Origin of the sequence: Polymorphobacter sp., assembly GCF_048007885.1 — a bacterium.
Lineage (GTDB): Bacteria > Pseudomonadota > Alphaproteobacteria > Sphingomonadales > Sphingomonadaceae > Sandarakinorhabdus.
In genome coordinates this window covers 2657042-2679530 of the sequence record NZ_CP180346.1, presented here as the reverse complement: position 1 = coordinate 2679530, position 22489 = coordinate 2657042, and the positions used below count along the sequence as shown (strand labels likewise).

Here is a 22489-nt window from a genome sequence, read left to right as displayed (position 1 = left end):
CTTTCAGTTGGGACCGGGGAGCGGGCGGCGGCGCAGCGATGCGCCGCCGCAAAATCGCGCCCTACTCCACGACCTCGTCGCTCTGCAGCTGGACATTGAGGCCGAGCGACCGCATTTCCTTGACCAGCACGTTGAAGCTCTCGGGAATGCCGGCCTCAAAGGTATCGTCGCCCTTGACGATCGCCTCATAGACCTTGGTGCGGCCCACGACATCGTCGGACTTCACCGTCAGCATCTCCTGCAGCGTGTAAGCGGCACCGTAAGCCTGCAGCGCCCACACCTCCATCTCGCCGAACCGCTGGCCGCCGAACTGCGCCTTGCCGCCCAGCGGTTGCTGGGTCACGAGGCTGTACGGCCCGATCGAGCGCGCATGGATCTTGTCGTCGACAAGGTGGTGCAGCTTGAGCATGTACATATAGCCCACGGTCACCTTGCGGTCGAACATCTCGCCGGTGCGCCCGTCGAACAGCTCCACCTGGCCCGAGGTGTCGAGCCCGGCCAGCGCCAGCATCTGGCTGACATCGGCCTCGCGCGCGCCGTCGAAGACCGGCGTCGCCATCGGCACACCGCCCGCCAGATTCCGCGCCAGCTCGGTCACACCCTCGTCCGAGAGCGTCGCGATCTCGCTGTCATACTGATGGCCATAAATCGCCTTCAGCTTGGACCGCACCTCGGAGATGTCGCCCGAGCCCAGCCCGCGCGTCTTGGCATGAATATCCTCCAGCATCGCGCCGATCTGCTTGCCAAGGCCGCGCGCGGCCCAGCCCAGATGCGTCTCGAAAATCTGGCCCACATTCATCCGGCTCGGCACGCCCAAGGGGTTGAGCACGATGTCAACCGGCGTCCCGTCGGCGAGGAACGGCATGTCCTCCTGCGGCAGGATGCGGCTGACCACACCCTTGTTGCCGTGGCGGCCGGCCATCTTGTCGCCCGGCTGCATCTTGCGCTTCACCGCCACGAACACCTTGACCATCTTCAGCACGCCCGGCGGCATCTCGTCGCCAGACTGCAGCTTGGCCTTCTTGTCCTCCAGCCGCGCATTGATGCTCGCCTGCGCATCGTCCCACTGGCTCTTCAGCGCCTCAAGGTCGGCCTGGGCGGCATCATCGGCCACGCCAAACTTCCACCATTCGCGCCGGGGCTGCTCTTCAAGCAGCGCCTCGTCGATCACGGCGCCCTTCTTCACACCCTTGGGCGCGGCCACGGCCGTCTGGCCGAGCAACACCGCCTGCAGGCGCGAATAGGTGGCGCGGTCGAGGATCGCGCGCTCGTCGGCGGCGTCCTTTTCCAGCCGCTCGATCTCGTCACGCTCGATCTGCAGCGCGCGCTCGTCCTTGTCGATGCCGTGCCGGTTGAACACCCGCACCTCAACCACCGTGCCAGCCACGCCCGGCGGCAGCTTCAGCGAAGTGTCGCGCACATCGCTCGCCTTTTCGCCAAAGATGGCGCGCAGCAGCTTCTCTTCCGGCGTCATCGGGCTCTCGCCCTTGGGCGTGATCTTGCCCACCAGAATGTCGCCCGGCTCCACCTCGGCGCCGATATAGACAATGCCCGCCTCGTCGAGGTTCCTGAGCGCTTCCTCGCCCACATTGGGAATGTCGCGGGTGATGTCCTCCGGCCCCAGCTTGGTGTCGCGGGCCATCACCTCAAACTCCTCGATATGGATCGAGGTGAACACGTCCTCCTTGACGATCTTCTCATTGAGGAGGATCGAATCCTCATAGTTGTAGCCATTCCACGGCATGAAGGCGACGAGCACATTGCGGCCCAGCGCCAGCTCGCCGTCTTCGGTCGAGGGGCCATCCACGATGATATCGCCCTTCTTCACCAGATCGCCCACGCGCACCAGCGGACGCTGGTTGATGCAGGTGTTCTGGTTCGAGCGCTGGAACTTCATCAGCGTATAGATGTCGACGCCCGACTTGCCCGGCTCCACCTCCTCGGTGGCGCGGATGACGATACGCGTCGCATCGACCTGGTCGACAATGCCGGTCCGCCGCGCCGCCACGGCCGCGCCCGAATCGCGCGCCACCGTGCCTTCCATGCCGGTGCCCACGAACGGCGCCTCAGCCCGCACCAGCGGCACCGCCTGGCGCTGCATGTTCGAGCCCATCAGCGCGCGGTTGGCGTCATCGTTTTCGAGGAAGGGAATGAGCGAGGCGGCCACCGACACCAGCTGCTTCGGGCTCACGTCCATCAGCGTGATCGTGTCAGCCGGCGCCATCAAAAACTCGCCGCTCTGCCGCGCCGAAATCAGCTCCTCAACAAAACGCCCGTCCGCATTGGTGTTGGAATTGGCCTGGGCAATGGTGTGCCGCGCCTCTTCCATCGCCGAGAGATAGACCACCTCCTGCGTCAGCTTGTTGTCGATCACCTTGCGGTAAGGTGTTTCGATAAAGCCATATTTATTGATCCGGCTGAACGTCGACAGGCTGTTGATCAGCCCGATGTTCGGCCCTTCCGGCGTCTCGATCGGGCAGATGCGGCCATAATGCGTCGGGTGCACGTCGCGCACCTCGAAGCCTGCCCGCTCGCGCGTCAGGCCGCCCGGCCCGAGCGCCGACACACGCCGCTTGTGCGTCACTTCCGACAGCGGGTTGGTCTGGTCCATGAACTGCGACAGCTGCGAGGAGCCGAAGAATTCGCGCACCGCCGCCACCGCCGGCTTGGCGTTGATCAGATCGTTCGGCATCACCGTGTCGATATCGACCGAGCTCATCCGCTCCTTGACCGCACGCTCCATGCGCAGCAGCCCGACGCGGTACTGGTTCTCCAGCAGCTCGCCCACCGAGCGCACGCGGCGGTTGCCGAGATTGTCGATGTCGTCAATCTCGCCGCGGCCATCCTTCAGGCCGACCAGCGTCTTGACCACGGCCAGAATGTCCTCGCGGCGCAGCACGGTCAGATCATCGGGCGCGTCCAGCTCAAGACGCATGTTCATCTTGTTGCGACCAACCGCCGAGAGATCATAGCGATCTTCGTCGAAGAACAGCCCGTAGAACATCGCCTCCGCCGTTTCGCGCGTCGGCGGCTCGCCGGGGCGCATCACCCGGTAGATTTCGCTGAGCGCATGGTCACGGTCCTCGACCTTGTCCGCCATCAGCGTGTTGCGGATCCACGGCCCCACCGACACATGGTCGATATCAAGCAGCTCGATCGCGCTATAGCCCGCCTTGTCGATCTTCTCGAGGTTCTCCGCGGTCAGTTCGTCACCGGCCTCGATATAGATCTCGCCGGTCTGCTCGTTGATGATGTCAAAGGCGCTGTAACGGCCGAAAATCTCCTCGGTCGGAATGAGCAGCGTCTTCAGCCCGTCCGCACTCGCCTTGCGCACCGCGCGCGGCGTGATCTTGGTGCCCAGCGGAAACACCACTTCGCCGGTCTCGGCATTCACCACATCGAAGCTCGGCTTCAGATTGCGGTAATTGGCCTCGACAAAGGGCACCACCCAGCCGGCTTCGCCGTTCGAGCCAAAGCCGCGCTGCCAGATCACCCGGTCGTAAAAGGCGTTGAGGATCTCCTCCGAATTCCAGTTGAGCGAATAGAGCAGCGTCGTCACCGGCAGCTTGCGCTTGCGGTCGATGCGCACATTGACAATGTCCTTGGCGTCAAACTCGAAATCGAGCCACGAGCCGCGATAGGGGATGACGCGCGCGGCAAAGAGATATTTGCCGCTGGCGTGGGTCTTGCCCCGGTCATGGTCGAAAAAGACGCCAGGGCTGCGGTGCATCTGGCTGACGATCACCCGCTCGGTGCCGTTGATGATGAAGGTGCCGTTCATCGTCATCAGCGGCATGTCGCCCATGTAAACGTCCTGCTCCTTGATATCGAGCACCGACCGGGCTTCGGTATCAGGGTCCACTTCAAACACGATCAGCCGCAGCGTCACCCGCATGGGTGCTGCGTAGGTGATGTCGCGCTGGCGGCACTCGTCGATGTCGTACTTCGGGTCCTCAAGCTCGTAATGGACAAAGTCCAGCTCGGCCGTGCCGGCGAAATCGCGGATCGGAAACACCGAGCGCAGCGTCTTCTCCAGCCCCGAAACATACTCGTCCTGGGGCCGCGAACGCAGGAACAGCTCATAGCTCTCGCGCTGCACCTCGATCAGGTTCGGCATCTGCACGACCTCGCCGATCTTGCCGAAATCCTTGCGGATGCGGCGACGCGCGTTGAACGGCTTGCCGGCGGGGCTCGCGGGGGGCTTCATCTGGGTGGCCATGGAGTGTCTTCGCCTCTCGTTCGAAACTGTCACTGCCTCTGGACATCAGAGACAGAAAATGCCGCGAGGCACCCTTTCGCAAAAGCTGCGACCGGATGCCACACGGCACTGGCGATGGAACCCTGCTTCCCCCCATGCGTCGCGGCCCAAATCGCTCGGAAAGACCGTGTCCCGGAGGAGGCAGGAGAGCGACTGCTTGCGCGGACGTCTCAATGAACGTGCATATAGGGGCTGTGTCGGATTTGGGAAAGGGGGATTCTGGCCGGGACTGCCCGGGGCTCGGGCGTGAGCGAGCTCTAGCGGGGCCTGTGCTGCGTTCCAAGGCCAGCAGTGATGAAGATGGCGGTGGCGGGCTGATCGAGATCGGCGGTGTGCCAGCAGCCACGCGGGTTGATGGCATGGTCGCCCGCCTCGAGCCTGACCGAGGCCTTGCTGCCATCGGCCATTTCCTGATGCAGGGTGATCGATCCAGCCGTGCAGATCACCACTTCCTCGCCGAGCGGGTGCATCTCCCAGCTCGTCCAGCTTTCGGTAAAATGATAGAGGCTGACAAGGCGGCCTTCGGCGCCATCAGCATCGTGGCGCGCGCCATAGCCCTCATACCAGTCCATGCCTGTAAACGGCGGCTGCACAATGGCCGTGGCGCCGAGACCAAGATGAATGAATGATTGTTCGAGTTTGCTTGCCATTTTGCGAGCATACACCCGGCGCTTCGTCGGGCCTATCCGGGATATCGGCAACAAAAAGGGCGGCGCCCCGCTCGGGGTGCCGCCCTTTGTCTGTGGCTGGGCCGGGCCGCGGCAAAGCCGCGTCCTGACGTCGGACGAGTTCGGCCAGCTTTGCTGTCCGCCTCGCCGGCCGGGCTTGCGCGAGTCGGCGAATAGCTACGCTATCCGCACGCCGCGCTTCGCCTCACTTCAGCTCAACCGTCGCGCCGGCTTCTTCGAGCTGCTTCTTCAGCTTCTCGGCGTCGGCCTTGGAAATGCCTTCCTTCACAGCCTTGGGCGCGCTTTCGACCAGCGTCTTGGCTTCGGTCAGGCCCAGGCCGGTGATGGCGCGGACTTCCTTGATGACGTTGATCTTCTTGCCGCCGTCGCCGGTCAGGATGACGTCGAATTCGGTCTGCTCTTCAGCAGCCGGAGCAGCAGCCCCGCCAGCCGCCGGGCCAGCAACGGCCACGGCAGCAGCAGCAGACACGCCCCACTTCTCTTCGAGCATCTTGGCCAGTTCGGCCGCTTCCAGCACAGTCAGCGCGGACAGCTGGTCAACAATCGCATTCAGGTCAGCCATGGTAATTCTCCAATCAATCTAAAAGGTTAAAGGCTCAGGCCGCCTTATCAGCATAAGCCTGAAAAACACGGGCAAGCTTGGCGGCCGGTGCGGTCGAAAGCTGGGCGATCTTCGTCGCCGGCGCATTCAACAGACCAATCAGCTTGGCGCGCAGTTCATCGAGCGAGGGCAGTTCGGCCAGCGCCTTGACCCCGTTCACATCGAGCAGCGTCGCGCCCATGGCGCCGCCGACGATCTCGAACTTCTCGTTGGTCTTGGCAAAGGCGACCGCCACCTTGGCTGCCGCCACCGGATCGGTGGAGGTCGCGAAAGCGGTCGGGCCGGTGAGCATGTCGCCCAGCGGCTGATAGGGCGTGCCCTCGATGGCAATCCGCGCGAGGCGGTTCTTGGTCACCTTGAAGCTGGCGCCAGCCTCGCGCATCTTGTTGCGCAGGTCATTGACCTGCGCCACCGTCAGCCCATGGTTGCGGGTCACCACAACCACCGAGGTTTCGGCCAGCGTCGAAGCAAGACCGGCAACGGTTTCGGCTTTTTGGGTCCGATCCATGGTGTCTCCTTCATGTCACCCCGGGCCGAACGGTCCGGAGCAGGCTGGGTTCTGATGCGCACAACCGTGCGCACCGGCGAAGGCCAAAGCCACCCGGAGCGAACCACGGGCACCAATGGCCCGTCCAACGATGAACGAGAGCCGCGCGACAACCGCCCGGCGAAAATCGTGTCAATCGTCTCATGCAGGCCCCAAAGGCTTAAGAGGCGAACCTCACCCACAATCTCGGACGGTCGGGCAGGGCCAAGGCCCTGACCTGTGGGCGCCGCAATAGCGCCATTCCCGAAAAGGTCAAGCGCGAAGGGTGGGACCAAAGCCCCGCCCCTCGCGCCTCACCGCTCTCAGATGCTGTGGCCCACCGTGGTGGTGTCCACGCGCACACCCGCACCCATGGTGCTCGAAAGCGCCACCTTCTGCAGATACTTGCCCTTGGCGCCCGACGGCTTGGCCTTCACCACAGCGTCAAGCAGGGCGTCGAAATTGGCGCGCAGGTCTTCCTTGGCAAAGCTCGCCTTGCCGAGCAGCCCATGGATGATCCCGGCCTTCTCGACCCGATATTCCACCTGGCCGCCCTTGGCCGCCTTCACCGCCTCGCCGACGTTCATCGTCACCGTGCCGAGCTTGGGGTTGGGCATCAGCCCCTTGGGGCCGAGCACCTTGCCGAGACGGCCCACCAGGCCCATCATGTCGGGCGTGGCGATGCAGCGGTCAAAGTCGATCGTGCCGCCCTGCACGGCTTCCAGCAGGTCTTCCGCCCCCACCACTTCAGCACCAGCCTCGCGGGCTTCGTCCGCCTTGGCGCCGCGCGCAAATACGCCCACGCGCACGCTCTTGCCGGTGCCCTTGGGCAGGGTGACCACGCCGCGCACCATCTGGTCAGCGTGACGCGGATCGACGTTCAGGTTGATCGCCACCTCGATCGTCTCGTCGAACTTGGCGGTGGCATTGGCCTTCACCATCTCGAGCGCGGTATCAAGGTCATACAGCGTGTCGCGGTTGACAGCGGCGGCCAGCGCCTTGGCTTTCTTGCTCTGTGCCATGATCTCAGCCCTCCACCACTTCGAGGCCCATCGAGCGGGCGCTGCCTTCGATGGTCCGCATCGCCATCTCGACTGTGTTCGCGTTCAGATCGGCCATCTTGGTCTGGGCGATCTCGCGCAGCTGCGACGTGGTCACCTTGCCGACAAAGTCGCCCTTGCCCGTGGTCGCCCCGCCAGACTTCAGCCCGGCCGCCTTCTTCAGCAGATAGGACGCCGGCGGCGTCTTCGTCTCGAAGCTGAACGAACGGTCCGCATAAACGGTGATCAGCGTCGGAATCGGCGTGCCCTTGTCGAGCTTCTCCGTCCGCGCGTTGAACGCCTTGCAGAATTCCATGATGTTGACGCCGCGCTGACCAAGCGCCGGCCCGATGGGGGGCGACGGATTGGCGCTGCCGGCCGGCACCTGCAGCTTGATATAGCCTGTGATCTTCTTTGCCATGATTGGCCTCCTCTAGTGGTGCAAGCGGCCGCGGTTGCAGCCTCCCACGGTGAAAGGTCGAGCTACTTCTGCTTCTCGACCTGCTCGAAGCCCAGCTCCACGGGCGTCGCCCGGCCGAAGATGGACACCGATACCTTGACCCGGCCGTGATCGAAATCGATCTCCTCGACCAGCCCGTTGAAGCTTGCGAACGGCCCGTCGAGCACGCGCACCGAATCGCCAATCTCGAAATTCGCCTTGAGCTTGACCTTGCCCGGCGCCGCATCCTCGGTCTTGGTGTTCAGCATCCGCGCCGCCTCGGCCTCCGAAATCGGCTGCGGCTTGTTCTGCTGACCCAGAAAGCCCGTCACCTTAGGCGTGTTCTTGACCAGGTGATAAACATCATCGGTCATGTCGAGCTTGGCCAGCACATAGCCCGGCATCGACTTGCGCTCGACCACCCGCTTCTTGCCCTTGACCACCTCGGTCACCGACTCCGCCGGCACCTCGACCGAATCGATGAACACATCAAGCCCCTTGCGGGTGGCCTCCGACAATATGGCCTCGCGAACCTTGTTCTCGAAGCCCGAATAGGCATGAATGATATACCAGCGCGCCATCTGCGATCCCTCTAGAGGCCCCTTAGCCGGCCAGGCTGAGCAAATATTGAACAATGGCGCCAAGCAGCTTGTCGACACCAAGGAAGAACAGCGCCAGCAGCGAGGTCATGATCAGCACCAAAATGGTCGTCGTGATCGTCTCGCGCCGCGTCGGCCATTTGATCTTCGACGTCTCGGCGCGCACCTGCCGCACGAATTCGCCCACGCTCACGCGCGGCGCCTTCTCGCTCTTGGCATTGGCAGTTGATTTTGCGTCGCTCAACTTCTCGTCCAGATCAAAATGAAAACCAAACCATCCCAAACCGCTGCCCGCCGCTCTCGCTGCCGAGAGCGGCGGGGCAACTGGCAGGAGTGGAGGGGCTCGAACCCCCGGCCCTCGGTTTTGGAGACCGATGCTCTACCAGCTGAGCTACACTCCTAGGGTCGGAAGCGCGGGCTATACCGACAGCCCGCCACCCGCGCAAGCGGCCATTGCCACCCATGCGCGCCTCAACACTTCGGCCCGCCCAGCTTGCGCGAGCCCATCACGAGGTTGCCGCACACGCGCGCCTCCTCATACACCCTGATCACCGTCTTGCGCCCGGTTTCCTGGCGCACGCTGTTCTCGGCAATCTCGACATTGCTCGCCCTGCCGAACGTGATGCTGTGAAAGCCGGTGATGCTCACCTCATTGTCACGAACGACAATATCGCGCATGGGCGCGTCAGTGCTGGCGTCCATCTGGCCGATGCCCTGCTGAACGCCCGAAATCTTGTTGCCAACAACCCTCACGCCAACGATCCCGTTGCGCAGCTGGATCGCGTCCTGATGCCAGCCATCGCGCCACTGGCCGCCCTTGGTCTTGCAGTCCCGGGCCGAAAGTCCTTCCTCCACCGCGCCGCCAAGCGCACAGGTCGTCGGCCTGAACGACACGGCGAGAAATTCATTGTCGCTGAAATCAAGCGCGCCCCCGCCATTGGCGATGATCCCGTCCTGCCCCATCTCGAACCGGCTGTTCACCACCGTGATCCGCTCCGCCATGTCGGTGACGATCCCGCGGTTGAAGCGCACGAAGCGCATATTCTCCACCCGCACATCGCGCGCGCCGCGCAGCAGCAACGCATAGCCGGGCCGTCCCGCCGCCCCCTCGCCGCCCGCAGCCGTGATCACGCCACCCTTTAGAACGACGTTGCCGGCGTCCTGCTCCACCACAACCCCGGTCAGCAAATGGCCCGCCGCATCGATCGTCACCGGCGCGGCATGATAATGTCGCACCTCAATGCCCGCACAATCCTCGTTCAGCGTGAATGTCTTCCCGCCCCCCGGCCCGGCCAGCGCCGCCAGCAGCGCCGCACACGTCACAACAGCCATGAAAAAATCCTTCCAGTCAGGGGAAACATGCCGCCAGCACGATGAACCCGCGCCGAACACTCCAAAGCGCCGTCCCAGCCAACTTGACCATGCCGGGAGAGCCGTGGCAATCGCGAGGCCATAAAACGTGGCTCCACAAAGCCGAGTCGCGGGTATAGCACAATGGTAGTGCAGCAGCCTTCCAAGCTGAATATGCGGGTTCGATTCCCGTTACCCGCTCGTTTTTGCCCCCCTAAATTCTTGCGACCCCGGGCCGTTCACCCCTCCAGAAGTTGCGGAATGAAGCAGGAGAGCGGCGATGACGATGGAAACCGGCAAGCTCGTGGCCGAAGCGGAAGCGCCGGCGAGCACCGCGGCGCTCGCATGGTTCGACCAGATCCGCGCCCTTGTCGTCACCCATGATCTCCCCCCCGAGCCGCCGGTCTATGACCTGCTCTGGCGCTACGTCCGCGATGAACATCATGATCTCTCGCTCGCCGTCGACCGCGCCATCGCCACCGGCAGCCTCGACCTGCCCACCCTTCTCGAACTGCGCGTCGCGCTGATCGACGGCATCACCGGCGGCGAAGTCGCCACGCTGGTCGAGGTCGTCCACGGCCAGGCCAAGGCGCTCACCCAGACCATCGAAGTCGGCCAGACCAACCTCGCCAAATATGACCGCGCGCTCGGCGAAGGCTCGTCCGCACTCTCCACCCCGCTCGAAGCCGCAGCCCTCGCCCAGCTCCTCGAAAATCTCGGCGCCGCCACCAACACCATGCAGGAAGCCAACGCCAAGCTCGCCGCCGATCTCGCCATCGCCGTCTCGGAAGCGAAAACCCTCTCGGTCAAGCTCGGCGCCGCCCAGCGCGCCGCCGTCACCGACCAGCTCACCGGCCTGCTCAACCGGCGCGGCACCTTCCAGATGATCGAGGACCATCAAAAATCCGCCCGCGAAAAGTCCGAGCCACTGTCGCTCGCCATCGTCGACATCGACAATTTCAAGCGCGTCAATGATCGCTTCGGCCATGCGCTCGGCGATGACGTGCTGCGCTTCGTCGCCCAGCACCTCGCCGACAGCGCCGCCCATTTCGGCGGCAGCGTCGGCCGCCTCGGCGGCGAGGAGTTCGTCGCCGTCGTCCCCGGCCATAGCGTGCCCGCCGCCGCTGGCGCCATCGACCAGGTCCGTGCCCGCCTCGCCGCCCAGGTCATCCGCAACGCCGTCGATGGCTCCAGCCTCGGCCGCGTCAGCTTCTCGGCCGGCGTCGCCGGCGATCACCCCGATGATACCGCCTCCACCCTGCTCGAGCGCGCCGACAAGGCGCTCTACACCGCCAAGCGCATGGGCCGTGACCGCGTCGTTCCCGATCGCAGCTGATTGAAGCTGCGCTTTCCAACATGGCCGGTTGACAAGCAGCCCGGTTATTCGCCACTAGCGCCGCTTCGCAAGCGCGGTGTTGCTTCCCGGAGGGGTGGCCGAGCGGTCAATGGCAGCAGACTGTAAATCTGCCGGGTTTTCCCTACGTTGGTTCAAATCCAACCCCCTCCACCACCGCGCTTGCGAAGCTCTCCCACAAAATGACCGAACCGGCCCCTTTAAGGCCCGAAAGCTCGCCATGCGCTGACTCGAACGTGCCGCACACGCTCAATAATGGCCGAAACGGCTCTTTTTGCCCCGTTCATCGCACCAGCACCACGGTTCGCCGCGAACCGCCGCCCGAACGCCGTCAGACAGGTTACGCTCCCGCCCTATCCCAAATCTCCGGAGAAAAGCCCATGCGCCGTTTCGCTGCCCTCATCATCGCGTCCGCTCTCGCCGCTGCCACCCCCGCGCTCGCCCAGATCGCCGTCGGCGCCACCGTGCTCGACACCGATGGCGGCACCGTCGGCACCGTCACCGCCGTCAACGGCGGCAATGTCACCGTCGATACCGGCAGCCACAAGGTCGCCATCCCCGAAGCCTCCTTCGGCACCACGCCCGACGGCCCGCTCCTCGCCATGACCCGCGCCCAGCTCGATCAGGCCGCCGCCGCCGCCGAAGCCCAGCAGCAGCAGCAGCTCGCCGCCGCCATCATGCCCGGCGCCCAGGTCCGCGGCAGCGCCGGCGCCGTCATCGGCACCATCGAAAAGATCGAAGGCGAATACATCACCCTCAAAGGCCCGTCCGGCAGCGCCAAAATCCCCGCCTCCGGCCTCGCCCTCATGTCCGACGGCCTCCACTTCGGCATGAGCGCCGAAGAATTCGCCGCCGCCGTCGCCGCCGCCAACAGCGCCAGCTAAACCCATCCGCCAAACAGGGGCCGCGCATTGCGGCCCCCGCCGCGCGCGGCTATGGCTGAGCCATGGGCCGCAGACCACACCCCCGCTCGCAAAAGAGCCAGAAGAGCCCCTTCCCCCGGCTCTACGGCCGCCACGCCGTCTTCGCCGCGCTGGCCAATCCGGAGCGCTCCTTCCGCAAGCTCCACGTCACCCACGAAATGGCGGGCAAATATGAAATGCCCAAAGGCGTCACCATCCAATATGGCGACGATCACGACCTCGGCCGCCTGATCCCCGCCGACGCCCCCCATCAAGGCTTCGTCCTCGAAGTCGACCCGCTCGAACCCGCCTGGCTCGGCGACATCCTCGCCGAAGCCGAAAACGACGGCCAAAACCGCCCCATCATCATCCTCGATCAGGTCACCGACCCGCACAACGTCGGCGCCATCATGCGCTCGGCACTGGCCTTCGGCGCCCGCGCGCTGGTCACCCAGGATCGCCACAGCCCCGGCGAAACCGGCGCGCTCGCCCGCGCCGCCTCCGGCGCACTCGAAACCCTGCCCTGGTGCCGCGTCGTCAACCTCGCCCGGGCGCTGGGCGACATCGGCGACGCCGGCTTCTGGCGCATCGGCCTCGATGGCACCGCCCCCACCACACTCGCCGAAGCACTCGGCAAAACCCAGCCCGCCCTCGTCATGGGCGCCGAAGGCGAAGGCATGCGCGCCCTCACCATCGAACGCTGCGACCAACTCGCCCGCCTCCCCATCGCGCCCGCCATGGAAAGCCTCAACGTCTCCAACGCCGCCGCCATCGCCCTCTATGCCGCCGCGACGCGCGTGCTTTGAGCATTGCCTCCGGCGGCTGGGGGCGACGCCCCCAGACCCCAATAGTGGAGCATCCCATAATTTCCGTCGCCCCGGACCTGATCCGGGGCCTAAGCGACTCCCGCTCCCCCAAGCCCAGCGCCGCAGGCAATCAAAGCGCTTCGCGCAAGCGCTGCCCTCCGAAACCCTGTCCCACCCCAACAAACGGGGTCTGGGGCCTAAGGCCCCAGCCGCCGGAGGCCCTGAGTTGCCCGCCGGAGGCCCTCTAACCCTTCACCAGCCGCCCGAGCCCCTCAATAGCTCTCGGTCTCGTAAATGAAGTCCGTGCTGCCCTCGAAGCGCGCCAGCAGCCGGTCGGCGTTGGTCTGGCCGCTCGCCGCGATTTCGCGCAGCGGGGCAAGGAAGCCCTGTTCGGTATCGCCCATACGGTTCAGCCGCGCGCGCCGCGCCAGCCCGGCGTCGGCGATGGCGAGCACGGTCTTCGCCAGATCCTGCAGCGTGCCGCCGCCGGGCGAGGCGGCCTGCATGCCGAGGCGCGGCACTTCGGCGCGCAGCCGCGCGTGGTCTTCCGCGCTCCAGCCCTTCACCACATCCCAGGCCGCATCGAGGCTGGTCTGGTCATAGAGCAGCCCCACCCAGAGTGCGGGCAGCGCGCAGATCCGGTCCCATCGCCCGCCGTCGGCGCCGCGCATTTCGAGGAAGGATTTCAGCCGCACTTCGGGAAAGGCGGTGGAGAGATGGTCCTTCCAGTCCGACAGGCGCGGCAATTCGCCGGGCAGCACGCTCAGCTTGCCGGCGAGGAAGTCGCGGAAGCTCAGCCCGGCGGCGTCGATATATTTGCCGTCGCGGTAGACGAAGTACATCGGCACATCGAGGGCATAATCGGCGTAGCGTTCATAGCCGAAGCCGTCTTCAAACACGAAGGGCAGCGTGCCGGTGCGCGCCGGGTCGGTGTCGGTCCAGATATGGCTGCGAAAGCTCTTGAAGCCGTTGGGCTTGCCTTCGGTAAAGGGCGAATTGGCAAACAGCGCGGTCCCCAGCGGCTGCAGCGCCATCGACACGCGGAACTTCAGCACCATATCCGCCTCGCTCGCATAATCGAGGTTGGTCTGGATGGTGCAGGTGCGCAGCATCATGTCGAGGCCAAGCTTGCCCACGCGCGGCATGTGGGCGCGCATGATGGTGTAGCGCCCCTTGGGCATCACCGGCAGCTCATCGCGCGTCTTGTCGGGCCAGAAGCCGAGGCCGAGGAAGCCCAGCCCCAGTTCATTGCCCACTTCGCGGCACTGGGCGAGGTGGCGGTTGCTCTCGGCGCAGGTCTGGTGGATCGTCTCCAAAGGCGCGCCCGAAAGCTCGAACTGCCCCGCCGGCTCTAGGCTCAGCGCCCCGTCCGGCCCCTTGAGCGCGATGACCTTGCCGCCCTCCATGATCGGCTGCCAGCCAAAGCGTTCCATGCCCAGCAGCAGGTCGCGAATGCCGCCCGGCTCCTCATAGCTGGGCGCCCGCTTGTCGGAGAGCCGGTAGACGAATTTCTCATGCTCGGTGCCGATGCGCCAGTCTTCCGCCGGCTTGGCGCCGTCCGCAAACACGCTGACCAGCTGTTCGCGCCGCTCGATCAGCGGATTTTCGCCCATGTCATCAGATGCGTTGCTCATGGCCAGCGCTTAGCCGCCCCTCATGACAACTGCAATCACATGCACGCGGCCTCAATGCCCCTCAAGGCTGTAGCGCAGCACATAGTCATGCCGCCCGCCGCCCACATCGAGGGTCATTTCGCCGCGCAGGCCAGCCAGCGCGCCGGTGCCGCTGCCCGGCACAATGGTCACGCTCAGCTGCGGCGCGCCCTTGTCCATCAGACCCAGATGGGCGAGCGCAAAGCTCCCCGCCCGGCCATCCAGCGTGCCCGCCACCCGCTCGATCAGCACATAGGCGGCCGAGCCCTGCTCCGGCGTCGTCGCGCTCAGCATCGTGCCTTCGCTCGCTGCCACAAGCCCGCCCTCAAACTGCTTTTCTACCTTCAGCCGCGCCCGGCTCAGCCCGTCCGTCTCCTGGCCGTCCTCGGGCGTCATCGACACCGTGAAGCTGCCGCGCGCCACCTGTTCTGCCGCCATCGCCTCGCCTCCCATGATCGCCGCCAGCGCCGCCAGCACAAACCCTGTCCGCATCCGCCCGCTCCCCCGGCGCAATTGGCAGTAACGTTCGCCGTTTCCGCATGATAGCCTCCTTCCATTCTGGGGAGAAGCATCATGCATGATCTGGTCATTCGCGGCGGCACCATCGTCGATGGCAGCGGCAACCCGGCCTTCACCGCCGACATCGCCATCGACGGCGAGCGCATCACCGCCATCGGCACCATCGAAGCGAAAGGCAGCCGCGAGATCGACGCGCGCGGCCTCACCGTCACCCCCGGCTTTGTCGATATCCACACCCATTATGACGGCCAGGCCACCTGGGATTCCGAAATGGCCCCCTCCTCCTGGCACGGCGTCACCACCGTCATCATGGGCAATTGCGGCGTCGGCTTCGCGCCCGCCAAGCCCGATCGCCACCAATGGCTGATCGGCCTGATGGAAGGTGTGGAAGACATTCCCGGCACCGCCTTGGCCGAGGGCATGACCTGGAACTGGGAGAGCTTCCCCGAATATCTGGACGCGCTCGAAGCCCGCCCACGCACCGTCGATGTCGGCACCCACGTCCCCCATGGCGCCGTGCGCGCCTATGTGATGGGAGAGCGCGGCGCCAACAACGAGCCACCCACCGAGGCCGACATCGCCGCCATGTCGGCCATCGTCGAAGACGGTCTCAAGGCCGGCGCGCTCGGCTTCAGCACCTCGCGCACCGTGCTCCACAAATCCATCGACGGCGTGCTCGTGCCGGGCACCACCGCGACGCGGGAAGAGCTGATCGGCATCGGCCGCGCCATGGGCCGCGTCGGCCACGGCGTCTTCGAAATGGCCTCCGACCTCAAGCGCGAATGGAACGAGTTCAGCTGGATGGGCGATCTCAGCCGCGAAACCGGCCTGCCCGTCACCTTCGCCATGCTGCAATCCATCGCCAAGGAAATGAGCTGGCAGGAGCAGATGGCCGCCACCGAAGCGCAAAACGCCCAGGGCGCGCGCATCGTCGCGCAAATCTCGCTGCGCGGCACCGGCATCCTCATGGCCTGGCAGGGCACCGTCCACCCCTTCAAGTTCAAGCCCGCCTGGGCCGAAATCGAGGCGCTGCCCTGGCCCCAGCAGCTCGCCCGCCTGCGCGATCCCGAATTCAAGGCGCGCATGCTCGCCGAAGACAGCGTCTTCCCCGAATCCGACATCCAGGCCGTGCTGATGGTCGTCGCCATGGGCTTTGCGCTCCAATATGCCATGCCCGACGGCTTTGATTACGAGCCCGGCCGCGAGCTCAGCATCGACAGCCTCGCGCGGGGCTCCGGCAAGAGCGGCGCCGAACAGGCCTATGACATGCTGATGGAAAATGACGGGACCGGCTTCATTTACCTGCCACTGCTCAACTATGCCGATGGCAATCTCGATTTCGTGCGCGGCCTGCTCCACCACCCAGACACCATCATCTCGCTGTCCGATGGCGGCGCCCATTGCGGCACCATCTGCGACGCCGCCGCCCCCAGCTTCCTGCTCCAGCATTGGGTGCGGGGCCGGACACGCGGCACCATCACAATTGAAAATGCCGTCAAACGCCAATGCCGTGACACCGCGCTCCTCTACGGCCTTGAAGACCGCGGCCTGCTCAGCCCCGGCCACCTCGCCGACATCAACATCATCGACCTGCCGGCCCTCAAGCTCGGCAAGCCCTGGCTCGCCTTCGATCTCCCCGCCGGCGGCAAGCGCCTGCTGCAAAAGGCCGATGGCTACGCCTTCACCATCAAGCGCGGCCGCATCACCTTTGAAGGGGGCCGCATGACCGGCGACCTCCCCGGCCAGCTCATCCGCGGCCCGCAAGCCGCCCCCGCCTCCGCCCAGAAGGAAGCCGCCGAATGAAACCCCTCGCCCTCGCCCTGCTCCTCGCCAGCACCGCCGCTTCCGCCCAAACCCCGCCTGATGCCCTCCTCGAAGACCGCGCGCTCCCCGGCCTCACCGCCGGCGGCGAGATCGTCGTCGACCGCTGGGGCATCTCCCACATCAAGGCCGAAACGCCCGCCGACGCCTTCTTCCTGCAAGGCTATGCCGCCGCCCGTGACCGGCTCTGGCAGATCGACCTGTGGCGCAAGCGCGGGCTTGGCCGCCTCGCCGCCAGCTTCGGCCCGGCCTTCCTCGCGCAGGACAAGGCGACAAGGCTGCTGCTCTTCCGCGGTGACATGGCCGCCGAATGGGCCGCCTATGCCCCCGACGCCAAGGGCTGGACCGAAGCCTTTGCCGCCGGCATCAACGCCTATATCGGCGAGATCGAGGCCGGCCGCGCGGCCCTGCCCGAAGAATTCACCGCCACCGGCTCGGCGCCTGAGCGCTGGCAGGCGGAAGACATCGTCCGTATCCGCTCCAATGCGCTGGTCAGCAATGTCACCAGCGAAGTCGCCCGTGCACGCGCCATGTGCGCCGTCGGCCCGGCGCTGGAGCCGCTGCGCCGCGAGCTCAGCCCGGCGCACAGCATCCAGATCCCCAAGGGCCTCGACCCCTGTGACATCCCCGCCAATGTGCTGACCACGCTGCGCCTCGGCACCAGCGGCGTCAGCTTCACCGCGGGCAAGATCATCGAGCAGGACACCCCGTCCGCCATCGCCGCCTTTGAAAACCCTGATGTCCGCGACGGCTCCAACAACTGGGTCATCGCGCCCAGCCGCACCACCACCGGCCGCCCGATCCTCGCCGGCGATCCGCACCGCGCCCATGCCGTGCCCTCGCTGCGCTACGTCATCCATCTCGAAGCCCCCGGCCTGCACATCGCCGGTGCCGGCGAGCCCGCGCTCCCCGGCGTCAGCTTCGGCCATAATGAAGACATTGGCTGGGCGCTCACCATCTTCGCCATCGACCAGCAGGATCTCGTCCTCAACACGCCCGCCGGCCCCGATCACTACCGCCGCGCCGGCAAGCGCACGGCCTATCGCAGCGTCACCGAAACCATCGACGTCAAGGGCGGCCGCAGCGTGCCCTACACCATGCGCTTCACCGAAGACGGCCCGGTCATCCACACCGACGGCGCAGGCCGCAGCTTCAGCCTGCGCGCCACCTGGGACGAGCCCGGCGCCTCGCCCTATTTCAACGCCAGCTGGTTCTGGCAGGCGAAAGACTGGCAGGGCTTCCGCGCCGGCGTCCGCCATTGGGGCGCGCCGCCGCTCAACCTCGTCTTCGCCAGCACCAAGGGCGATATCGGCTGGACCGCCTCGGGCTTCGTCCCCGAGCGGCGTCTGGGTGACGGCCTGCTGCCCGTGCCCGGCATCAGCGGCGCGCCGTGGCGCGGCCTGCGCGATCCCGGCAAGCTGCCCAGCGTCCACAATCCCGCCAAGGGCTGGTTCGCCACCGCCAATGAAATGAACCTGCCCGCGGACTATGATTACAAGACCAACCCGCTCAGCTTCGAATGGGCCGACACATCCCGCGCCGACCGTATCAAGGCGGTGCTGGGCGACCAGTCCCGCGTCTCGCTCACCGACGCCATGGCGCTCCAGGCCGATGCCGTCAGCCCGCTCGCCCGCCGCGGCGCCGCCCTCGTCGCCCGCCTGCCCGAAGGCAATCCCGCCCGCACCCTGCTGGCTGGCTGGGACGGGCATGAACATGCCAGCAGCGCCGAAGCCGCGCTGTTCGAGCTCTGGATCAAGGGCCATCTGCAGGACGCCGCGATTCAAGCGCTCGTTCCCGAGGCCGCCCGCGCCGCCTTCGGCCAACCCTCGGTGCCCGGCCTGTTCACCGCCATGGAAAACATGAGCCCGGCGCTGGGCAAAGACCCGGCAGCCACCACAGTGCAAATCCTCGAAACCTCCCTCAAGGCCGCCTGGGCCGAAGCCGAGGCGCTGATGGGCAAGGACCCCGCCACATGGCGCTGGGGCCGCCTCCACAAGGCCGATTTCGTCCCCGATCTCGCCATCCCCGGCCGTGAAGATGCCCGCCGCGTCGGCCCGCTGCCCATGGGCGGCTCTGCCTCCACGCCAATGGCGGCCGGCAATCGCGGCGACGGCCTCAACGTCAGCCACGGCGCCTCGGTGCGCATGGTTCTCGATGTCGGCGCCTGGGACAACAGCCTGATCATCAACAGCCCCGGCCAGTCCGGCGATGCCGACAGCCCGCATTATCGGGACATGTTCCCGCGCTGGGTGGCCGGCCAGATGGTGCCCTTCCGCTGGACCCGCGCCGCCGTCCTCGAAGACGCAGAGCGCATCATCCGCGCCAAACCGGCCAAATGAAAAGGCCCGGAATCAAGAGGCCCGGACCTTCCGGTCCGGGCCTCTCCATCATCTGCCACCAGCTCAGCTGACCAGCCGCGCCAGCCCGTCGCCCAGCTGCCCCGAGCGCGGGCAGCGCATCACCACGACGATGTCGTTGAAGTCCTTGTCGGTCCAGGCCGGGTCAAGCCAGTTGCCCTTGGCCCCGTCCATGTCCTGCGGCCGGTCCTCCCAGCCGAAATACATGAACTTGCCCGGCGCACAGGCGGTGTTCGAAAGCGACGGCGTCCGGTTTCTGCCCGCAGGGATGATATGGCCCGACTTCGACGTGTCACACTGGTCACGCGTGTCGCAGCGCACCGTCTCGACAATCTGCCGGTTCAGCCCCGGAAACGTCTCCTTGCCGTCCACGACCACCGTGTCGGTATAGTGGTTATGCTCGGGCCGGCCGGGGCGCTTGCCACCAGTCTCGTAATTCTCATCGGCCCAGAGTTGTTTGACCGACTTGGCATGGCGCACGTTGCGCAGCCGGAAGCTCAGCGTCTGCCCTTCCTGGTTGCATTCAGGCCAGGTCAGATCCTCGGGCGCCGGCGGATTGACCGGAATGATCCCGCCGCTCTCGGTCACCACATTGCGGTTGCTCGGCATGTTGCTCGACATCAGCGTCATCTGCGTGCGCCGGCTCTCCACCGGCCCGGTCCCGGTCGAAATCGAAGCAATAGACATAGAGCTCGTTGAAATCGCCCGCCTCATTGTCGAGGTTGGTCAGCTCCGGCGGCTCGTAAAACACGTTGATCGGCCGCGCCGCAATCGCCTGCACGCTCACCTCGGTGGGCGCGATCTTGAACAGCGACGCAAAGATCGACGGGATCGCATTGCCGCGCGCCGGCGAGCGCGCCGCCACCACGCGCACCGCATTGGCATTGGCCCCGCCGCCCAGCACAAAGCCAGTCGCGGTCGAATAGGTGCCGATCTGGATATCGGTCTCCTTCATCACCTCGCCATAAGCCGAGGGAATATTGCCCGACACGATGCTGAGCGCTGTGGTCTTGGCATTGCCGCCCTTGGCCATCGCCTGCAGCCCGGCCAGCGCTGCCGAATCCGCCGCCGCCTGCAGCCGTGTGTAGGAAATCCGGTAGAGCGACACATCCACCGCCAGCGCCAGCCCACCCAGCACCGCCGGCATCATCGCGGCGAATATGAAGGCCACGGCACCGCTGTCGTCGCGGCGAAGCTGGCCCAGCCGCCGCCGCATCCGTGCAAGACGATCAATCATCACCAACTCCATCATCATCGCCGCCGCCGTCATCGTCACCGCCGTCATCCTGCCCGGCCACCGTGTCGAAGGGCATCTCCTGCTGCACATGGGCCTCGGCCGACACCGTCCACGACATCGCCTTGGTGAACATCGCAATCGGCGTCGCGCTTGAAGCCGGCGCCGTCATGGTGATCGTGATGACATTGATGCGCGGCTCGGTCGGATGGCTCTCGCTCACCTCAACCGTGACATTGCCCGCCATCCAGCCCGGCAGATAGGGCTGGATCTTCGCCGTCACCGCCGCTTCCGACATCCGGTTCACTGCCACTTCGCGCGCCGCGACATTGGCCGCCAGCTGCATCGAGCTCGCCGAAAGCGCCACCGAACCATATTCAATGCCGCCCATGGACAAGGCAAAGAACAGCGGCGCCACCATGCCAAACTCCGCCGCCACCGAGCCATCCCGGCAACCGCGCAACTTCGCCAACACTGATCGCACCCGCCGTGCCATCACAAACTCCTGCTTGCCCCCAGCAAAATACGGGGTACAACTCCGTGATTATTAATCTCCCTTTAAGGTCCGCGATTCATCGCTCAGAGTCAACAACTGGCATCAATAAAGCCCGTTAAGACCAATTAAAATTTACACTTTTTGATAATTGGGCAACAATTCAGCCTGCAATCGCCCCGTCGCCCACCAGCGCCTGCCAAAGCCCCACCGCCACCGCCGCTGCCGTATCCGCCCGCAATATGCGCGGCCCCAGGCTCACCGCCAGCGTCTCAGGCCGCGCCCGCACCAGCGCCGCCTCCTCGCGCGTGAAGCCGCCCTCCGGCCCGATCAGGATCGCCGCCGGTCCGGCCGTCCCCATGAGCGCGTGCGCCATCGGCGCCCCGCCCGATTCATCCGCAAAAACAAGCTGTCGCCCCGCCGGCCAATTCGCCAGCAACGCCGCCAGCTTCATCGGCTCGGCCAGCTCCGGCACCGCCGTGCGCCCGCATTGCTCGGCCGCCTCCACCATATGCGCCCGCAGCCGGTCCAGATTCAGCCGGTCCACCACCGTGCGCGCCGTCAACACCGGCACCAGCCGCGCCACGCCCAATTCGCACGCCTTCTCCGCCATCCAGTCGATCCGGCCCCTTTTCAGGGGTGCGACACAAAGCCACAGGTCCGCCACAAGCTCCTGCGGCGCGCTCGGCGCCACCAGCCGCAGCGTCACCGCCTTTTTCGTCACCGAATCAACCCGCGCCGCCCATTCTCCGCTGGCCCCGTCAAACACCCGCACAAGGTCGCCCGGCTGGCGGCGCATCACCTGCCCCAGATAATGCGAGGCAGCCGGCGGCAGCACCAGCGCCGCGCCCGCCACCAGCGGCCCCGCCACCATCAGCCTTGGCGTGCTTGACAGATCGGGCAGGGTTTCGCTCATACCCCCATGGCTAGCACGGCACCGAAGCCCATATCCACGCCCGATGCCGATCCGCCCGTCTGGCTCGGCTGGCTGCCGCCGCGCGCCCAGGCCTATGCCTGCCTCGCCCGGCTCGACCGCGCTGCCGGCAGCTGGCTCCTGTTCTGGCCCTGCGCGGCTGGTCTGACGCTCGCCGGCGGCCTCGTCACCCATTGGCCGCTGATCTTCTGGTTCCTGCTGGGCAGCCTCGCCATGCGCTCGGCCGGCTGCGTCTGGAACGACATCATCGACCGCAAGCTCGATGCCCAGGTCGCCCGCACCCGCGACCGCCCCGTCGCCAGCGGCGCCATCAGCGTGCGCGCCGCACTCGCCTTCGCTATCGCCCTCTCGCTCCTCGGCCTTATCGTCCTCCTCCAGCTGCGCCCGCTGGCCCAGGGCGTGGCGCTAGGGAGCCTGCTGCTCGTCGCCGCCTATCCCTATATGAAGCGCATCACCTGGTGGCCCCAGGCCTGGCTCGGCCTCACCTTCAACTGGGGCGCGCTGGTCGGCTATACAGCGGTGGCCAGTCCCTCCGCCGCCATGCTGCTGCTCTACACCGCCGGCGTCTTCTGGACGCTCGGTTACGACACCATCTACGCCCTGCAAGACATTGAGGATGACGCCATGGCCGGCATCAAGTCCTCCGCCCGTGCGCTCGGCCCCCGCGCCCGCAGCGGCGTCGCCGTCTTCTATGCGCTCAGCCTCACAGCGCTCGCCGCCGCCCTGTTCGCCGCCCTGCCCAGCCCGCTCAGCCCGCTCGCCGCACTCCCGCTGGGCCTCCATCTCGCCCGCCAGGTCCAGCGCCTGTCCGACACCACGCCCGAAAATGCGCTGGCGCTGTTCCGGTCAAACCGTCAGGCCGGTGTGCTGCTTTTCGCCGCCACAGCCGTCGTCGGCCTTGTGTGATGCGCCACA

General features: G+C 66.0%; 21 protein-coding genes and 3 tRNA genes. 8 read left to right on the top strand and 16 right to left on the bottom strand.

Going from position 1 to position 22489, the window contains the following annotated elements; translation table 11 throughout:
* Positions 1 to 61: 61 nt before the first annotated feature.
* The 10 genes from rpoB to ACMVO5_RS12945 all read right to left on the bottom strand — a co-directional run bounded on the left by rpoB (position 62) and on the right by ACMVO5_RS12945 (position 9484).
* On the bottom strand, positions 62 to 4219 hold the full coding sequence (gene rpoB, locus ACMVO5_RS12990; RefSeq protein ID WP_416907915.1) for a DNA-directed RNA polymerase subunit beta: 4158 nt from the start codon (positions 4217 to 4219) through the stop codon (positions 62 to 64).
* A gap of 296 nt (positions 4220 to 4515) precedes the next feature.
* Positions 4516 to 4908 (bottom strand): cupin, encoded by a 393-nt coding sequence (locus tag ACMVO5_RS12985; protein WP_416907914.1) that lies wholly within the window; start codon positions 4906 to 4908, stop codon positions 4516 to 4518.
* A gap of 223 nt (positions 4909 to 5131) precedes the next feature.
* Positions 5132 to 5509: a 50S ribosomal protein L7/L12 gene (gene rplL, locus ACMVO5_RS12980; RefSeq protein ID WP_416907913.1), complete on the bottom strand. Its 378-nt coding sequence runs from the start codon at positions 5507 to 5509 to the stop codon at positions 5132 to 5134.
* 34 nt (positions 5510 to 5543) lie between these two features.
* Entirely contained in the window at positions 5544 to 6056 is a 513-nt protein-coding gene (gene rplJ, locus ACMVO5_RS12975) for a 50S ribosomal protein L10 (protein WP_416907912.1), read from the bottom strand.
* 341 nt (positions 6057 to 6397) lie between these two features.
* Entirely contained in the window at positions 6398 to 7096 is a 699-nt protein-coding gene (rplA, locus tag ACMVO5_RS12970; RefSeq protein ID WP_416907911.1) for a 50S ribosomal protein L1, read from the bottom strand.
* A 4-nt stretch (positions 7097 to 7100) separates the two neighbouring features.
* Positions 7101 to 7535 carry a 50S ribosomal protein L11 gene (rplK, locus tag ACMVO5_RS12965; protein ID WP_416907910.1) on the bottom strand — a complete coding sequence of 145 codons (435 nt, stop codon included), beginning with the start codon at positions 7533 to 7535 and terminating at the stop codon, positions 7101 to 7103.
* Between the two features lie 62 nt (positions 7536 to 7597).
* Entirely contained in the window at positions 7598 to 8134 is a 537-nt protein-coding gene (gene nusG / locus ACMVO5_RS12960) for a transcription termination/antitermination protein NusG (protein WP_416907908.1), read from the bottom strand.
* A 22-nt stretch (positions 8135 to 8156) separates the two neighbouring features.
* The gene (gene secE, locus ACMVO5_RS12955) at positions 8157 to 8396 is read right to left on the bottom strand and encodes a preprotein translocase subunit SecE (protein WP_416907907.1); all 240 of its coding nucleotides are present in this window, start codon (positions 8394 to 8396) and stop codon (positions 8157 to 8159) included.
* Positions 8397 to 8477: 81 nt separating this feature from the next.
* Positions 8478 to 8553 (bottom strand) — tRNA-Trp (locus ACMVO5_RS12950).
* A 70-nt stretch (positions 8554 to 8623) separates the two neighbouring features.
* Entirely contained in the window at positions 8624 to 9484 is an 861-nt protein-coding gene (locus ACMVO5_RS12945) for a hypothetical protein (protein WP_416907906.1), read from the bottom strand.
* 148 nt (positions 9485 to 9632) lie between these two features.
* Between ACMVO5_RS12945 and ACMVO5_RS12940 the strand changes: the two genes are divergently transcribed.
* From ACMVO5_RS12940 to rlmB, 5 genes are all read left to right on the top strand, one after another.
* Positions 9633 to 9703 (top strand) — tRNA-Gly (locus ACMVO5_RS12940).
* A gap of 79 nt (positions 9704 to 9782) precedes the next feature.
* Positions 9783 to 10838 (top strand): diguanylate cyclase, encoded by a 1056-nt coding sequence (locus ACMVO5_RS12935; RefSeq protein ID WP_416907905.1) that lies wholly within the window; start codon positions 9783 to 9785, stop codon positions 10836 to 10838.
* A gap of 88 nt (positions 10839 to 10926) precedes the next feature.
* Positions 10927 to 11012 (top strand) — tRNA-Tyr (locus ACMVO5_RS12930).
* 224 nt (positions 11013 to 11236) lie between these two features.
* Complete coding sequence (locus tag ACMVO5_RS12925) at positions 11237 to 11740, top strand: hypothetical protein (RefSeq protein ID WP_416907904.1); 504 nt, start codon at positions 11237 to 11239, stop codon at positions 11738 to 11740.
* A 62-nt stretch (positions 11741 to 11802) separates the two neighbouring features.
* Positions 11803 to 12564, top strand: a complete 762-nt coding sequence (rlmB, locus tag ACMVO5_RS12920; protein WP_416907903.1) for a 23S rRNA (guanosine(2251)-2'-O)-methyltransferase RlmB — start codon at positions 11803 to 11805, stop codon at positions 12562 to 12564.
* A 272-nt stretch (positions 12565 to 12836) separates the two neighbouring features.
* Here rlmB and ACMVO5_RS12915 read toward each other — a convergent pair whose 3' ends face one another.
* A complete protein-coding gene (locus ACMVO5_RS12915; protein WP_416907902.1) occupies positions 12837 to 14198 on the bottom strand; it encodes a glutamate--cysteine ligase in 1362 nt (453 codons plus the stop codon).
* Positions 14199 to 14249: 51 nt separating this feature from the next.
* Positions 14250 to 14708, bottom strand: a complete 459-nt coding sequence (locus ACMVO5_RS12910; RefSeq protein ID WP_416907901.1) for a DUF3224 domain-containing protein — start codon at positions 14706 to 14708, stop codon at positions 14250 to 14252.
* A gap of 81 nt (positions 14709 to 14789) precedes the next feature.
* Between ACMVO5_RS12910 and ACMVO5_RS12905 the strand changes: the two genes are divergently transcribed.
* Positions 14790 to 16538 (top strand): N-acyl-D-amino-acid deacylase family protein, encoded by a 1749-nt coding sequence (locus tag ACMVO5_RS12905; RefSeq protein ID WP_416907900.1) that lies wholly within the window; start codon positions 14790 to 14792, stop codon positions 16536 to 16538.
* Positions 16535 to 18895: a penicillin acylase family protein gene (locus tag ACMVO5_RS12900; protein ID WP_416907899.1), complete on the top strand. Its 2361-nt coding sequence runs from the start codon at positions 16535 to 16537 to the stop codon at positions 18893 to 18895. Before ACMVO5_RS12905 ends, ACMVO5_RS12900 begins: the two co-directional genes overlap by 4 nt.
* Positions 18896 to 18958: 63 nt before the next feature.
* Here the strand turns inward: ACMVO5_RS12900 and ACMVO5_RS12895 are convergent, their stop codons facing one another.
* From ACMVO5_RS12895 to ACMVO5_RS12880, 4 genes are all read right to left on the bottom strand, one after another.
* Entirely contained in the window at positions 18959 to 19501 is a 543-nt protein-coding gene (locus ACMVO5_RS12895; protein WP_416907898.1) for a hypothetical protein, read from the bottom strand.
* Positions 19437 to 20198 carry a pilus assembly protein TadG-related protein gene (locus tag ACMVO5_RS12890; protein WP_416907897.1) on the bottom strand — a complete coding sequence of 254 codons (762 nt, stop codon included), beginning with the start codon at positions 20196 to 20198 and terminating at the stop codon, positions 19437 to 19439. The genes ACMVO5_RS12895 and ACMVO5_RS12890 overlap by 65 nt, the downstream gene beginning before the upstream one ends.
* The gene (locus ACMVO5_RS12885) at positions 20143 to 20643 is read right to left on the bottom strand and encodes a TadE/TadG family type IV pilus assembly protein (protein WP_416907896.1); all 501 of its coding nucleotides are present in this window, start codon (positions 20641 to 20643) and stop codon (positions 20143 to 20145) included. Before ACMVO5_RS12885 ends, ACMVO5_RS12890 begins: the two co-directional genes overlap by 56 nt.
* A gap of 160 nt (positions 20644 to 20803) precedes the next feature.
* Positions 20804 to 21556, bottom strand: coding sequence for a 16S rRNA (uracil(1498)-N(3))-methyltransferase (locus ACMVO5_RS12880; protein ID WP_416907895.1), 753 nt, complete (start codon positions 21554 to 21556; stop codon positions 20804 to 20806).
* A gap of 6 nt (positions 21557 to 21562) precedes the next feature.
* Between ACMVO5_RS12880 and ubiA the strand changes: the two genes are divergently transcribed.
* Entirely contained in the window at positions 21563 to 22480 is a 918-nt protein-coding gene (gene ubiA / locus ACMVO5_RS12875) for a 4-hydroxybenzoate octaprenyltransferase (protein WP_416907894.1), read from the top strand.
* The last annotated feature ends 9 nt before the right edge of the window (positions 22481 to 22489 follow it).